We start from the raw sequence: 15,406 nt of genomic DNA on the forward strand, positions 1-15,406 counted from the left end.
CTACGATAGTGCCAGGCTGGTCGCCAGAATTTCTAGCGTCAGCGCATCAAAACTGAGTCCTGCCGCCATGGCCGCTTTAGGTACCAGACTTTTTTCCGTCATACCGGGTACCGTATTCGCTTCCAGCAGATAAAACTCACCCTTCGAGCCTTGCATGACATCAATGCGTCCCCAACCACTGCATGACAGGGCATTAAAGGCGCGCAGTGATATCGCTGCTAATTCAGCTTCTTTGTCCGCAGACAAACCACTGGGGCAATGATACACGGTAGTATCATCATGATACTTGGCCGCGTAATCATAAAATGTATGGGGGGTAGACATGCGGATCGATGGCAATGTTCGGTCCTGTAAAACACCAACCGTAAACTCGGGGCCATCGATGAACTGCTCTAACAGGACCTGATTATCATATTTAAAGGCGTCCTGTATGGCTGTTTCTAGTTGTTTAGCGCTTGTCACTCTTGCCATGCCGATACTCGAACCTTCTCGGGCAGGCTTGACCATGACTTCATTCCCCAATTCCATCATTATAGCCCCGCATGATCCAGCTTCAAAGTCACTTTTATCAGCAATTCGATATTTCGCCGTAGGCAGCCCCAAACATTGCCAAATCTGCTTCGTATGGATCTTATCCATGGCCAACGCAGAACCCAATACACCGCTTCCCGTATAGGGTATTTTTAGGTGCTGTAGCGCCCCCTGCATAGCACCGTCTTCGCCGCCACGGCCATGCAGCATAATCAACACCCTATCGAACTTTTCATTAATTAAATCAGTAAGTTGCCTTTCAGCAGGGTCAAAGGCCACAGCCTCTACACCCTGTCGTAACAAGGCATTGAGCACAGCCTGCCCCGATGACAGCGACACAGCCCGTTCCGCCGAGTCGCCACCTAACATCACTGCTACTCGTCCAAATTGCTTTGGATTTATCTGTTTACCCATTGCCGCCACTCACTTTAATTTTTTTTTCTTCTAGGCCTGATTTTGCCAAATCTTTGGCAATTTGGCCGATATTTCCTGCCCCTTGGGTCATGATCACGTCATTTTTCTGCATCACGTTTGCCAGTAATTGGGCTAAATTCGCGGGCTCTGAAACATAAATCGGCTCCACCTGACCACGCAAACGGATAGAACGACACAAGGATTTACTGTCTGCCCCATCAATGGGTGTCTCGCTGGCCGCATAAACATCCAAAAGTAACAACACATCTACCTGGGACAGCACGTCAACAAAATCTTCGTACAGATCACGGGTTCGGGTATAACGATGGGGTTGATAAATCATCACCAACCTTCGGCCAGGCCAGTTTGCCCGCGCCGCGCTAATCGTCGCTTTCACTTCAGTAGGATGATGTCCGTAGTCATCCACCAAGGTCACGGCCCCACATGAAGGATGAAAATTGCCCAACACCTCAAACCGGCGACCAATACCACCAAAGGCCGCTAAGGCCCGTACAATAGCCTCATCTTCAATGCCTTCATCCGTGGCAACGGTAATCGCTGCCAGCGCGTTGAGCACATTGTGCATGCCGGTCAGATTCAAAGTCACGTGCAATACCGGCAAGTTAGGCCGTATAACATCAAAGGTTGCCTGACCAAATGTTAGAACAATATTTTCTGCCCGCACATCGTTAGAAGCATCCACGCCATAGGTTAAAATACTACGGCCAATTTTATCTCTTAGCCCCTGGATCACTGCATCATCGCCACACAAAATGGCTTGCCCGTAAAAGGGCAAATTGTGCAAAAATTCCAGATAGGTATCTTTGACCTTGTTAAAGTCGCCGTCATAGGTGGTCATATGATCCGGCTCGATATTGGTAACCACAGATACCATAGGCTGAAGGTGTAAAAACGAAGCGTCGCTTTCATCCGCCTCGGCAATTAAATAGCGACTGGTGCCTAAGCGGGCATTGGTGCCAGCACTGTTGAGTAAGCCGCCGATCACAAACGTGGGATCACGGCCTGCCTCACCAAAAATAGTGGCAATTAAACTGGTTGTGGTGGTTTTCCCGTGGGTGCCTGCCACCGCGATGCCATGCCTAAAACGCATAAGTTCGGCCAACATTTCCGCGCGGCGAATAATGGGAATACGATGGGCCCGGGCATATTGAATTTCCGGGTTATCTTCATTGATGGCACTGGATACCACCACCACATCCACGCCTTCTACGTTTTCGGCACGGTGACCGAGACAAATGGTAGCCCCTAAGTTTTCTAAACGGGTCGTCATTGCCCCTTGCTGGATGTCCGAGCCGGCAATTTCATACCCTTCGTTAAGCAAAACTTCGGCAATGCCGCCCATTCCGGCACCGCCAATGCCGATAAAAAATATCCTGTAAACTTTTCGCATTTGCGGGCTTTGAAATGCGTTTTCCGACCTCATGATTTCTCTCCCGCCAGCAATTTACATTGGGCAATAACCTGCTCAGTGGCATCTAAACGGGCGGCTTGGTGCGCTTTATGCCCCATCGCCATGCACGACTGCGGTTGGCGCAGCCAACTTTCTAATATCCGTCCCAGTCCTGTGGCCATTTCGGTTTGCGCCAAAATATGGGCAGCCCCCATGTTCACCAAAGAGAGGGCATTTTTAGTTTGATGATCATCCACCGCATGGGGTAAGGGAATAAAGACCGCAGGTAATCCTGCTGCGGCCACTTCGGCAACGGTCAGTGCGCCTGCCCGGCAAACTACAAAGTCGGCCCATTTATAAGCCGCGGCCATATCATCAATAAACTCACTGACTTGTACATCGACGCTACCGCCGTCATAAGCCAGTTTCACTTTTTCCGCATTACCTTTACCGGCCTGATGCAAAATAGTTAACCCATATAAATTACGGCACACTTTAGGCACGGTTTCATTCAACGCCTGGGCACCGAGACTACCGCCAATCACCAGCATTCTAAGGGGAGAATGGGTTTCGGTTTTAGCCGGTAATGCCGCAATATTCTGTCGCACGGGATTACCAATGGTCAGGCATTTTGCCGCTGCCCGCGCAAAACCGCCCCGGGCATCATCAAACCCCAACAAGATACGCCGTGCCAGTTTTCCTAGCAGTCGGTTGGTCATGCCCGCAGCCGCATTTTGTTCATGAATTATAAGAGGAATACGTCGAAGCCAGGCAGCCACACCGCCTGGACCACTGGCATAGCCGCCAAAGCCGATAACCACATCGGGTTTGATTTTTCCTATCACTGAAAAAGCTTCTTTTAGCCCTCGGCACAAGGCCACCACACCGCCTAAACGTGCGGATAATCCTTTACCACGTAGACCTTGTACGTGAATAAAGTGAATAGGAATACCCTGTTGGGGAACCACTTGCGCTTCCATACGTTCAGCGGTGCCCAGCCAATGAACATCCCAGCCTTGGGCCATAAGCCCATGGGCCACGGCTAAACCAGGAAACACATGTCCTCCGGTACCACCGGCCATGATAAGGCAGCGTCTATTCATCCTCTGCCCCTTTTTCTACGTCTTCAAGCATGGCTTTAATATTGTCTTTACTCTGTTTCTCATCATCACCTTTCACGGCGCTTGATTTAGTTTTACGTTTTTCTTTGCGACCTAGCGCCTGTACACCCTCTACCCGTAACTCGAAATCAATACGAATGAGCATGGCCACCGCCACGGACAGCACAATAAGACTGGTACCACCATAGCTAATAAGCGGCAACGTTAACCCCTTGGTTGGCAAAATACCGGCGCTGGCCCCCACGTTTACTGCGGTTTGAAAACTCAGCCAGATCCCGATGCTATAGGCCAGATAACCTTCGAAAGGACGTTGTTTCGCCAACGCCTGTTTCCCAATATTCAGCGCCCTGACTACCAAAAATAAAATAAGGGCCAGGATCACCAGTACGCCCACAAATCCTAACTCTTCGGCCACGATGGCCATAATAAAGTCTGAATGGGCCTGGGTGAGAAACTCCAGCTTCTGATAACTGTTCCCCAACCCTTGACCAAACCACGAACCTCGGCCATAGGCCATCAATGATTGGGTTAACTGATACCCGCTACCGAAAGGATCCGCCCAGGGATCTAAAAACGACGTCACCCTTCGCATTCGGTATTCTTCAAACACGATAAGAAACACAATAGCCAGCAAGCCCACAAAAACAATAGCGAAAAACTGCCATAAACGGGCCCCAGCCAGAAACAGCAAGCCCATGGTGGTAGTAAACATCACCACCACGGTGCCGAAATCAGGTTGTAGTAACAACAAGCAGGCGAGCACAAAAAACACCACTAAGGGTTTTAAAAAGCCTTTGATATTTTCGGTCACTTCATCGTAACGTCGTACCAAATAGCCCGCCAAATAGGTAAAGAAAAACAGCTTAGCAGGCTCTGCCGGTTGCAATGTTAGCGGCCCAATGACAATCCAGCGGGTACTACCGTTAATGGTGCGCCCCACCACAAGCACGGCCAGCAGCATGGCAATGGCCGCCAGTAAAAGCCAAGGATTTACCACCCGCCAGAAGCTCATGGGCACTTGTAAAACCACACCGGAAACCAAAATAGCCACCAAAAGGTAGATCCCGTGTCGAATGGAGAAATAAAACGGGTTACCGTATAAACGGTCTGCCATCGGCATAGATGCCGAGGTCACAATCACCAACCCTAACGTTGCCAAGGCTAACGCCACTAATACCAGCCCCACATCATAAGGCGATGTCGTCTTGGCTTTACCATGACGTTGGGCAAAAAGATCGGATAAGCGCTGTGTGCTTGACTGCATTATGCATCCACCTCTGCAATAGCATTGGCAAAGACCTCAGCCCGGTGACGATAATTCTCAAACATGTCGATGCTGGCACAGGCCGGAGACAACAACACAGTATCACCGGCAACAGCTTGCTCTGAGGCAAGACGTACGGCAGTCGGTAAATCCGAGACCGGATGAACATCATGGAACAAACTGGCGATATCCGGGCCATTTTTACCTAACGTAATTAGCACATCCACATAACGCAGCAGTGCACTTTGCAGCACAGATAAATCGGCGCCTTTTCCATCGCCGCCCGCAATAAGAATAAGCTTGCCCTTTTTCTGTTTGCCGATACCTTCAAGGGCCGCTAAGGTAGCGCCCACATTGGTGGCTTTTGAATCATCAATCCAGTGCACGCCGCCGCGCTGACTAATTTGCACACAACGATGGGGCGCAGGCTCAAAACTTTTAACGCTATTGCAGGCCTCATCTAAAGGAACACCGGCGATTTGACTCAACCCAAGGGCCGCCTGAATGTTCAGCACATTGTGGGTGCCCACCAGTTTCACCTCTGCCATATTCAATATGGGTTTGCCTTGCCAAGTAATGGCGTTATCACGAAAACCAAAATCAGTATTGGTGTTATCCAGTCCATATCGGGTTGTTGTCGCTACCGAAGAGTGAGGCATACATTCATCATGATCCCGCCACACCACGGCATGTTCGCAATGAAGAAAAATCCGTTGTTTAGTGTCGGCGTATTCAACGAGGGAACCGTGACGATCAAGGTGATCGTCACTGATGTTTAATAGGGTGGCACCTTGTAACCCTAACGATGACGTTGTCTCTAGCTGAAAGCTGGACAATTCCAGCACCAAGGCATCCCAGTTTTCACCTAGGGTATCGAGTACCGGCCGTCCCACATTACCGGCAGCGCAGGCTTTAAGGCCTGCACCAGTAAGAATATGAGTAAGCAACAAGGTAACCGTGGTTTTGCCGTTTGAACCCGTTATTCCCAACAAGGGAGTACGAGATAAGCGCGCAAACAATTCGATATCGCCTATCACTTCCACCCCGGCTTCACGGGCAAGACTCACTCCCGGATGGGCTGGAGAAATTCCCGGACTGAGAATTAACATGTCCGTGCCGGTCCAAAATTGGGCATCCACCATGCCCAAAGTAACAGGCACGTCTATCCATGACGGTACCGCCGCCTCTGTACGGGTATCCCATACGTTGACAGTCACACCCAGACCAGTTAAAAAGCGCACCACCGACTGTCCGGTCAAACCCAGACCCGCTACGACGATGCGTTGTTTAGCAAGAATTTCGTCCATGGATTACCGTAGTTTTAGTGTGGCGAGTCCAACCAACACAAGAATGAGTGAAATGATCCAAAACCGCACAATGACTCGCGGCTCTGGCCAACCTTTTAATTCAAAATGATGGTGTATGGGCGCCATACGAAATATACGTTTACCCCGCATTTTAAATGAACCGACCTGTAAAATAACGGACACGGTTTCCATCACAAATACCCCCCCCATGATGATCAGGACCACTTCCTGACGCACCAGTACTGCCAGCACACCCAGCGTTCCACCTAGCGCCAGCGAACCCACATCGCCCATAAATACCTGCGCCGGATAGGTGTTAAACCATAAAAAGCCCAGTCCAGCCCCTACAATGGCGGTACACACCACCACCAATTCGCTGGTTAGCGGAATATGGGGAATATTCAAATACTCGGCAAAATTGGCGTGACCGGTCACGTAAGCAAAAATAGACAGCGCACCGGCGACAAGGATAGTCGGCACGATGGCCAGCCCATCTAAGCCGTCGGTGAGGTTGACTGCATTGGACGTACCCACAAGGGCAAAATACACCACTACCACATAAAACAAGCCCAGCTGAGGCATCACCTCTTTGAAGAAAGGCACGATTAATGCGGTTTCAGCACTTTGTGAGGCTGACGAATACAAATAAAACGCCACGCCAAGGGCAATGACAGATTGCCAAAAATACTTCCAGCGTGCGATTAACCCTTTTGAATCTTTGCGTATCACTTTACGGTAATCATCAACAAACCCAATAATCCCGTAGCCAATGACCACCGCGAGGGTAACCAGCACATAGCGGTTGGTCAGATCCGCCCATAACAATACGCTGACCACAATAGCAAAGAGGATCAACAACCCGCCCATGGTGGGGGTGCCGGCCTTGGATAAATGGCTTTGTGGGCCATCATCTCTTACCATTTGTCCTATTTGTAAACGCTGTAACCAGCGGATCATTTTTGGCCCAATAAGTATGGCAATCAGCAACGCCGTTAACGTACTTAGGATGGCCCTCAAAGTAAGATAGGAAAAAACGAAAAAGCCGGGTTCAAATTGTTTTAGCCAGTCGGCTAACCAGATCAACATGCAACGCGCTCCCGATGGCTTTCACTCTTTCCCAGGCGTGACACCTCAATGGCATCAACAACCCGTTCCATCCGCGCACTACGGGACCCTTTGACCAGCACGGAAACCCCCTGCTGCGCCGACGCACAAATCACCTCAAGGGTATCGATCAATGCTTCAATATCGGTAAAGTGCGCGCCCTTGTTGCCATAAACAGCGCTGGCTTGCTGGCTTAATACGCCCATGGTAAAAAGATAATCAAGCCCTTTGCTGCGGGCATAGTGTCCCACTTGCTCATGATATTGGCGGGCGTTTTCCCCAAGCTCAGCCATATCGCCTAAAACAAACACCCGTACACCGGCATAACCGGCCAAGGTATCCATTGCCGCCATCACCGACGCCACGTTGGCGTTATAAGTATCATCAAGTAAACGTAGTGTGGGCGTTAACGTCTTGCTGTTTAGCCGGCCTTTCACCTGCGTCATGGTTTGCAAGCCTTGGGCTACATCCTCTAACGACGCCCCAACCTGCATCGACAGTGCCGCTGCCACTAAGGCATTACCCACGTTATGGGCGCCAGGTATAGGCAAACGAACAGCCTGATTTCCTTTGGGCGTTACCATGGTAAATTGTACGCAGCCATCGGGATTTGCCTGAATGTCTGTGGCGCTAAAGTCAGCCTCAGTTTTCTGTTGGGGAGAAAAAGTCAGCACTTGTTTATTCGCGATTTTTTCTCTCCATAAAGGGGCAAATTCACTGTCGGCATTAATAATGGCCATGCCCGTTTCATTTAAGCCGGCAAATATTTCGCTTTTCGCCTCAGCCACACCCAAGGTGCTGCCAAATCCTTCCAGATGTGAAGGCGCAGCGTTTATGATAGTGGCCACGTCGGGTTTGACTAATTGCGTGGTATAAGCAATTTCGCCCTTATGATTGGCACCTAGCTCTATTACCGCAAAATCGACCTTAGGCGTTAAGCGCAGCAAGGTTAACGGCACGCCAATATCATTATTGAAGTTACCCGCGGTAGCCAGTACCTGCCCCCGTTGTGACAAAATAGCACTGGTCATCTCTTTGACCGTGGTCTTGCCACAACTGCCGGTAATTCCAATGGTTAAAGGGGCGACAACTTGCTTCACCGCTGCGCCCAATAACCCCAATGCCTGCTTTGTGTCACTGACGGTAATTACCGGCAACGACGTATTCACGGTTTCACTGACGATCACCGCACTCGCTCCAGCCTGTTCGGCAGAAGAAATAAAACGATGACCATTAAAATTTTCGCCACATAAAGCAATGTAAACGTCACCAGGCTGTAATGTACGGGTGTCTGTGCTCACCCCTTTGATGTTCTGGTCATTGCCTTTTAAGGTGCCTTTCACCTTTTGGGCGATCCAGAGCAGCGTGGTAGCAATCATTTGCTGTACTCCTTTTGCAAGCGACTTACCACCGCTCGCTCGTTATAGTTTTTCTTCTCTTCACCCACAATTTGATAATCTTCATGGCCTTTACCGGCCAGTAAAATCAAATCTGTTGGTGCTGCGTGTTCAAGGCAGTGGCGTATGGCTTTTTCTCTATCTGGCTCATCCACCGCATCTTGTGGTGAGGTCAGCCCAGTTCGAATATCTGCGGCAATTGATTCAGGTGTTTCCGAGCGACAGTTGTCAGTGGTGATCACTATGTGATCCGCACCGGCTTCTGCCGCCTGTCCCATTAACGAACGTTTTCCTTTGTCTCTGTCCCCGCCGCAGCCAAAGACACACCAGATAGCGCCTTCGGTATGAGCCCGCGCCCCTGCCAATGCTTTTGACAATGCATCGGGCGTGTGGGCGTAATCCACCACCACATTGGCGTGATGGGCAAAGGGAAAGACTTCCATCCGTCCTGCTACCGGTTTTACCTTGGGTAACAGTTTGACAATATCGTCGAATCGTTGGCCCTGAACCAACATGACACAAATTACCGCCAGCAGATTGTAAATATTGAATGCCCCTAACAAAGGGACATCAATATCTTTAACCCCCCAGCTCGTGGCGAGTTGGAACTGACATCCACTGGCATGGTATTTCACATTTGTGGCCAAACAATGGCGATCTTCTGACAAATCGGTGGGCAATGTGCCCATGCCATACCATACGGTTTGTATCCCCTTGGGCTTGTTGGCATGCCATAGCTGACTTTCCTGATCATCAGCGTTTAGTACAATGGTGCGGACACCGGGCAACTGCATGGCCAAACGCTTGGCTTCACCATACTTGGCCATGGTTTTGTGATAATCGAGATGATCGCGGGTTAAGTTTGTGAATACCACTACGTCAGTTTTAACGTGGCTTAAACGGCCCTGAACCAGCGCGTGAGATGATGCCTCAAATGCCACTTGCCGCGCGTTTTGTTGCACAAAGTCTGCCAATACGTATTGCATGCGTATGGCATCCGGCGTGGTATTGCCTGCAGGAGTGGGTTTCCACTGTGTATTTTCACCTTGGTATACTCCAGCTCCTAGCGTCCCCACCGCTGCACACCGCGTACCATCTAGGGTTGTCAGCTGGGACAACATTTGAACCACGGAAGTTTTGCCATTGGTTCCGGTCACCGCGACAGAACGCATTTTGGTTGCCGGATAATCGTAAAATGCCCCCGCTAAAGACGATAATATGTCTGTTAATTCATACAGATGGACAATAATGGTATTGCCGCGCATTTCCATTCGACCATGTTCACGCACCGTTTCGGTTTGTGCCAAAATGGCTTTGGCACCTAAACTGATGGCTTGGGGAATAAAATCTCTGCCATCACGGTTATGCCCTTTTACCGCCACAAAGGCCAACGACGGCGTCACCTCACGACTATCTAGCGTAAGGCCTTTTATCCGTATGTCCGGTGCATTAATACCAAACTTTGTCAGCAATACGCCTAAGCTCTGTTCGAATGCGCTAACTACCATTACGCTCTCCGTTCAACCACGTCGTTGAGGTCACCTGTTTGTCGTCAGGCAGAATATTCAGCAATTGCAAAGCGCCACCCGTTATCGCTGAAAAGACAGGCGCCGCCGTATCGCCGGCATAGTAAAGATCGCCACTGGGTTCATTAATCAACACCACGGTGACAATTTGGGGATCACTTAACGGGGCCACGCCGGCAAAAATATTCACGTATTCATCACCATAGCCACCTGCAATGGCTTTTCTGCTGGTACCGGTTTTACCGCCAACACGGTAGCCGGGCACCGCCGCTTTCGTAGCCGTTCCACCACGTTGTGTCACGCTCTCTAACATGGATAACACGGCATCGGCACTTGCTTTGGAAACCACCCGCTGAGGCTCAGGTTGATATGCCTGGTTATCGGTATTTTTCACGATATTAAGTGGCATATTGACGCCGCCATTGGCAATGGTGGCATACATACGAGCTAGCTGGGCCGTGGTCACGGAAATGCCATATCCGAACGATAACGTTGCCAATTCAAAATCGGACCATCGGCTGCGTTCATGAAAAAGCCCGTTACTTTCACCTGGCAGATTGGTACCCGTGTCACTCATTAACCCCATGTTGTAATAGGTATCGAGCAAAAACTGCTTAGGTACACCCAGTGCCAATTTCGAGGTGCCCATATTAGAAGAATGCTGAATAATTTCTTCCAGTGTCAGCTTACCTAGATTTCGATGATCCTTAACCAGACTGCCGCCAAGACGCATCCAGCCAGGATTGGTATCAATAATGTCATCCACTTTCACGCTGCCGAATTCCAAAGCCGACAATACCGCTATGGGTTTAAGTGACGAGCCCGGTTCAAAGGCATCGGTGATCACGCGATTGCGCATACGATGAGGCGAAACATTACTGCGATCATTGGGATTAAACGAAGGGGCATTTACCATGGCGAGAATATCGCCAGTATGTACATCGACAACAATGGCCGAGGCCGAGGCTGCCTTATAGTACAGCATGGCTTCTTTGATTTCCCGATACGCCAGGGCCTGTATCCGCTGATCGATGGTCAAGGTGAGATCACCGGCTTTTTCACCGTCTGTGGTTTTTAGAACTTCAACCTGACGTCCTTTGGCATCCCGCCTAATAACCCTTGAGCCCGGCGTGCCCGTTAGCCAATCGTTATAAAGACGTTCTAAACCTTCAATACCTTTATCATCCACATCGGTAATGCCGATTAACTGGGCGGTCACTTCACCGTTGGGATAATAACGACGGCTTTCCCGACGCAGATAAATTCCCGGTATCCCCAGCTTCGCCACATAATCTGCCATGGCCGGCGACACCTGACGTTGCAAATAAACAAACCGTCTTTTGGGGTTTTGTACTTTACTGCGCAGTTTTTCTACGTCCTGGCCTAGTACATCGGCTAAGGCTTCCCATCGATCCTGCTGCGCCAGACCATCTTGCTCATGAATGATTTTAGGATCGGCATAAATGGCCCGTACCGGTACGCTAACTGCTAACTCTACGCCATTGCGGTCGGTAATAATGCCGCGATACGTGGGCATGTTGCGCGTACGCATGGTACGGCTGTCACCTTGCTGAATGAGGTTATCCGGGGCAATCACCTGAATGTACGCCGCCCGAACGCCCAGCCCGGTAAACACACTGACCACCAGTGCGATCACCAAAACAAATCGCCACTGCACCAGTGATGGCGTGACATTTTGTCTCGCACCGGTCTTGGCTTTTTTGGCTGGCAAATTAAACAGGCTCATTTTATTTTCACCACCACTTCTTCTTCAGCAGAGGGGCGATACATATCCAGGTTTTTTTCCACTTCATTTTCAATGCGGTTGTGTTCGGTGAGAGCCCGTTGCTCTAACACCAAATTGCGCCATTCCACATCCAGATCGTCTTTTTCCTGCATCAAGGATTCCATGACGATATTTTGCTGACGATTAAGGTGACTGCCCAACACCACAGCAATGGCGGAAGTCACAACCATTAAATACAACAAAACCCGCAACTTGTTGCGGGCCAAATCTGAGACCAGGATCAGCACGAGACTGAAGTTTGTTGAGGTTGGCGTCCTCTGGCTTTGCTGGCTCGTCATAACTTTTCGGCCACCCTGAGTACTGCGCTTCGGGACCGCACATTATGTGCAATTTCCTCCTCTGAAGGCTTAATGGCCTTACCCAACGCTTTTAAAACTTTATCAGCGTCAATCTCAGCCTGGGTGATGGGCAGGTTATGAGGCACCACCTTGCCTCGGCTTTGTTCTTTGATAAAGCGCTTAACTAAACGATCTTCTAAGGAGTGAAAGGAGATAACCGCCAGGCGTCCTTCGGGCGCCAGCACTTCCACTGCAGCCTTAAGACCCACCCGTAATTGCTCGAGCTCCGCATTAATGTAAATACGGATACCTTGGAAAGCCCGCGTTGCGGGGTGCTTGTATTTATCTTTTACCGGCACGGCTTCATCAATCAGTTCAGCAAGCTCGGCGGTACGGGTAACCGGTTGGGTTTTGCGCCGTTCAACAATGGCATGGGCGATACGTTTGCCGAATTTTTCTTCACCAAATTCTTTAATCACCTGCGCAATATCCTGCTCTTCAGCGGTAGCAAGCCAGTCGGCGGCACTTTGACCTCGGCTGGTGTCCATGCGCATATCTAACGGTCCATCTTTCATAAAGCTAAAACCACGGCTGGCATCATCCAACTGCGGCGAAGAGACACCTAAATCCATGAGTACGCCGTCAATTTTGCCTTTTAGCGACATGCCCTCAATCACCTGTACCATTTCACCAAAGGGCTCATGGATAATGGTAAAGCGGGGATCATCTTTATAGCGCTGGGCTGCTGCAATGGCTTGGGGATCCCGATCAAAGGCAATTAATCGACCTTGTTCACCTAACGCCGCTAGAATTTGTGCAGAATGCCCGCCACGACCAAAGGTCGCATCAATGTACGTGCCGTCAGGTTTGATGGCTAACGCGGTCACTGACTCGTTAAGCAATACCGAAATATGACTAAATGTCGGCTGGCTCATAGCGAAAATTCCTGTAGGCGATCGGTCAATTCAAAGGTTCCTTCGCGTTCTTTCTCCATATCTGCATCAATTTGATTCGCCCAAATTTCTGCATCCCAAATCTCAAATTTATTGAGCTGACCGACGAGCATGACTTCTTTAGAGAGTTTTGCGTGTTGCCGCAGAGGTGCGGACAATAAGAATCGACCGCTCTTGTCCATATCACCTTCGGTGGCATAGCCAAGCAAAAGGCGTTGCATTCGGCGTTCAGCCGGGATCATGCTAGAGAACTTACTTAACTTCAGCTCGATCTCTTCCCATTCGGGAAGGGGGTAAAGTAGCAAACAACTTTGCTGTGTATCGATTGTGCAGACCAGTTGTCCGTTACAATCATCCAGAAGCGACTGGCGGTATTTTGTTGGTATAGCCAGTCTGCCTTTGGGATCTAGATTGATTGCATTAGCGCCGCGGAACATTCCCCTAGCCTTTTATTTAGTGCTCTTGTTGTTCTTGTTTTCTGAGTACTGAATCTGCAAAACGTTGATACTTCGATCCACAATTTGCCACTTTTACCCACCTATTGGACAGTTTGGTCTCTACTTTCCCCACTGTCAAGGAAAAACATGGCTGAAAGCCACGTAAATAGCGGCCTACACACTGTTTATACATACAGGTGATGTGATAAAGTGACTGAAAAACGTGCAGAAAAAGCGCTGAAAAAGAAATATGTCAAAGGTGAAATAAATCCCCCCACAACAACACAGGTTATTGTGAAGGGGAAAAGCGGTGGGATTTAGCGCGCTGGTGCGAACTGTTGCATATCCAAAATGCTGCCAATGCCTGCAATCTTATCTTCACTGTGATGATTCACATAAAGTAAGGTACTTTCGCCGGATTGGGCCAACAATTCAAGCAAGGCCAGTATTTTTAAACGATTAATTTCATCGAGGCCATTACAAGGTTCATCCAGTATTAACAAGGTAGGATGCTTCACCATCGCCCGAACAATAAGCAGCAAGCGCTGATCGCCAAAGGAAAGGGATTGAAAAGGCGTGTCAGCCTGATCGGCCAAGGCCACAAGAGTTAACCATTCCCGAGCCAATTGCTTTTGTTTTACCGACGGTTGTTCATACAAGCCGATGCTGTCGTAAAACCCGGAAAGCACAACGTGAAGGACTGAACAGTTAACGGTATATTGCAGATGAAAGCTGTTTGAAACCAGACCAAGATGTTGTTTGATATCCCAGATGCTTTCGCCCGAGCCTCGCTTATAGCCAAACACGGTGAGATCATTGGTATAGCAATGGGGATTATCTCCGGTGATCATCGACAACAAACAGGTTTTTCCTGAACCATTGGGCCCCACCACCTGCCAATGCTCGCCTTTTTTAATGCACCAATCTAAACCTGTAAATACCACCTGGTCATCGTAACTCACATGACCGTTTTGCAAGATGACGAGATCCTCATCGTCACTTTGCATTTTGGGTGAAAACCGCAGTTCATCCCTTTCTGGCAACGCGGAAACAGGCTGATTAAGATGGAACAGCTGTTTAAGATGCGCAATATCGTCTTCAATGGCTTCCTTCCCCGTTGATTGCCAAGCGATTTTACTTTCATCCATCAATACCACACGTTTGATAAACGCGGGAATTTCACTGATTCGATTGATCACTAAAACCACGGTCACCTTATGGGCAATACGTTGCAAATAGTCATTTAAAAACGCACATGAGTCTTTATCCAAACCATCCCAAGGCTCATCGAGCACCAGTAAGGAAGGCATATCTAAAAGGGTTTTCACCAACAACACCTTGCGGGTTTCCCCAGTGGATAAACCAAGAAAGTCATGGCGTAAAAAATGGCCCATGGACAGCCCCTCGATGAGTATTTCAAATTGCTCACGCTGCGCATGGGATAAGGCGTTGTCTTTGCCCACGATGATCTCTAGGGCGGGGGTGGGCTCGGGAATGACGTCCAGAATATCCGCATCATCCTTTTGCTTTTCCTGTGCAATTAGCGCCTGTTGCTGAGCAACACTCACCCAGCCCACAGTGGTGGCAATATCTCGCTCACCCGCTTCTAGCACACCTTCACCGGCAATCACCGCGGCCAATGATGATTTTCCACTGCCATTGGCGCCCACAATGGCGGTATGTTGGCCGGTCTCACAAACAAAGTTCTCAACATCACACCAATAATCTTCAGCTAACTTAATTTTGGCCTGTGAAATTGCTATCATTTTTTCTCCTGACATAAAAAAAGCGGGCTATTATGCCCGCTTTAGCGCTATGACTGTCTGTTTTCACACGGACAATGCTGCCCGTGGACG

13 protein-coding genes are annotated in these 15,406 nt (G+C 49.5%); all 13 read right to left on the bottom strand.

The window, feature by feature from the left end:
* Window positions 1-945, bottom strand: coding sequence for a D-alanine--D-alanine ligase (locus V5298_RS03965; protein WP_332930174.1), 945 nt, complete (start codon window positions 943-945; stop codon window positions 1-3).
* Entirely contained in the window at window positions 938-2,389 is a 1,452-nt protein-coding gene (murC, locus tag V5298_RS03970) for a UDP-N-acetylmuramate--L-alanine ligase (RefSeq protein ID WP_332930175.1), read from the bottom strand. Before murC ends, V5298_RS03965 begins: the two co-directional genes overlap by 8 nt.
* Window positions 2,386-3,459, bottom strand: coding sequence for an undecaprenyldiphospho-muramoylpentapeptide beta-N-acetylglucosaminyltransferase (gene murG, locus V5298_RS03975; RefSeq protein WP_332930176.1), 1,074 nt, complete (start codon window positions 3,457-3,459; stop codon window positions 2,386-2,388). Before murG ends, murC begins: the two co-directional genes overlap by 4 nt.
* Complete coding sequence (gene ftsW / locus V5298_RS03980; protein WP_332930177.1) at window positions 3,452-4,741, bottom strand: cell division protein FtsW; 1,290 nt, start codon at window positions 4,739-4,741, stop codon at window positions 3,452-3,454. Before ftsW ends, murG begins: the two co-directional genes overlap by 8 nt.
* Entirely contained in the window at window positions 4,741-6,048 is a 1,308-nt protein-coding gene (gene murD / locus V5298_RS03985; RefSeq protein WP_332930178.1) for a UDP-N-acetylmuramoyl-L-alanine--D-glutamate ligase, read from the bottom strand. The genes ftsW and murD overlap by 1 nt, the downstream gene beginning before the upstream one ends.
* A 3-nt stretch (window positions 6,049-6,051) precedes the next feature.
* Complete coding sequence (mraY, locus tag V5298_RS03990) at window positions 6,052-7,134, bottom strand: phospho-N-acetylmuramoyl-pentapeptide-transferase (RefSeq protein WP_332930179.1); 1,083 nt, start codon at window positions 7,132-7,134, stop codon at window positions 6,052-6,054.
* Complete coding sequence (locus tag V5298_RS03995) at window positions 7,128-8,531, bottom strand: UDP-N-acetylmuramoyl-tripeptide--D-alanyl-D-alanine ligase (protein WP_332930180.1); 1,404 nt, start codon at window positions 8,529-8,531, stop codon at window positions 7,128-7,130. The genes mraY and V5298_RS03995 overlap by 7 nt, the downstream gene beginning before the upstream one ends.
* On the bottom strand, window positions 8,528-10,057 hold the full coding sequence (locus V5298_RS04000; protein ID WP_332930181.1) for a UDP-N-acetylmuramoyl-L-alanyl-D-glutamate--2,6-diaminopimelate ligase: 1,530 nt from the start codon (window positions 10,055-10,057) through the stop codon (window positions 8,528-8,530). The genes V5298_RS03995 and V5298_RS04000 overlap by 4 nt, the downstream gene beginning before the upstream one ends.
* A complete protein-coding gene (locus V5298_RS04005) occupies window positions 10,047-11,822 on the bottom strand; it encodes a peptidoglycan D,D-transpeptidase FtsI family protein (RefSeq protein ID WP_332930182.1) in 1,776 nt (591 codons plus the stop codon). The genes V5298_RS04000 and V5298_RS04005 overlap by 11 nt, the downstream gene beginning before the upstream one ends.
* Window positions 11,819-12,160, bottom strand: a complete 342-nt coding sequence (gene ftsL, locus V5298_RS04010; RefSeq protein ID WP_332930183.1) for a cell division protein FtsL — start codon at window positions 12,158-12,160, stop codon at window positions 11,819-11,821. Before ftsL ends, V5298_RS04005 begins: the two co-directional genes overlap by 4 nt.
* Window positions 12,157-13,095 (bottom strand): 16S rRNA (cytosine(1402)-N(4))-methyltransferase RsmH, encoded by a 939-nt coding sequence (gene rsmH, locus V5298_RS04015; protein ID WP_332930184.1) that lies wholly within the window; start codon window positions 13,093-13,095, stop codon window positions 12,157-12,159. The genes ftsL and rsmH overlap by 4 nt, the downstream gene beginning before the upstream one ends.
* Window positions 13,092-13,550 (bottom strand): division/cell wall cluster transcriptional repressor MraZ, encoded by a 459-nt coding sequence (gene mraZ, locus V5298_RS04020; RefSeq protein ID WP_332930185.1) that lies wholly within the window; start codon window positions 13,548-13,550, stop codon window positions 13,092-13,094. The genes rsmH and mraZ overlap by 4 nt, the downstream gene beginning before the upstream one ends.
* Before the next feature lie 317 nt (window positions 13,551-13,867).
* Entirely contained in the window at window positions 13,868-15,316 is a 1,449-nt protein-coding gene (gene modF, locus V5298_RS04025; protein ID WP_332930186.1) for a molybdate ABC transporter ATP-binding protein ModF, read from the bottom strand.
* Window positions 15,317-15,406: the final 90 nt, after the last annotated feature.

The organism is Alteromonas sp. 14N.309.X.WAT.G.H12 (assembly GCF_036697315.1).
Classification (GTDB): domain Bacteria; phylum Pseudomonadota; class Gammaproteobacteria; order Enterobacterales; family Alteromonadaceae; genus Alteromonas.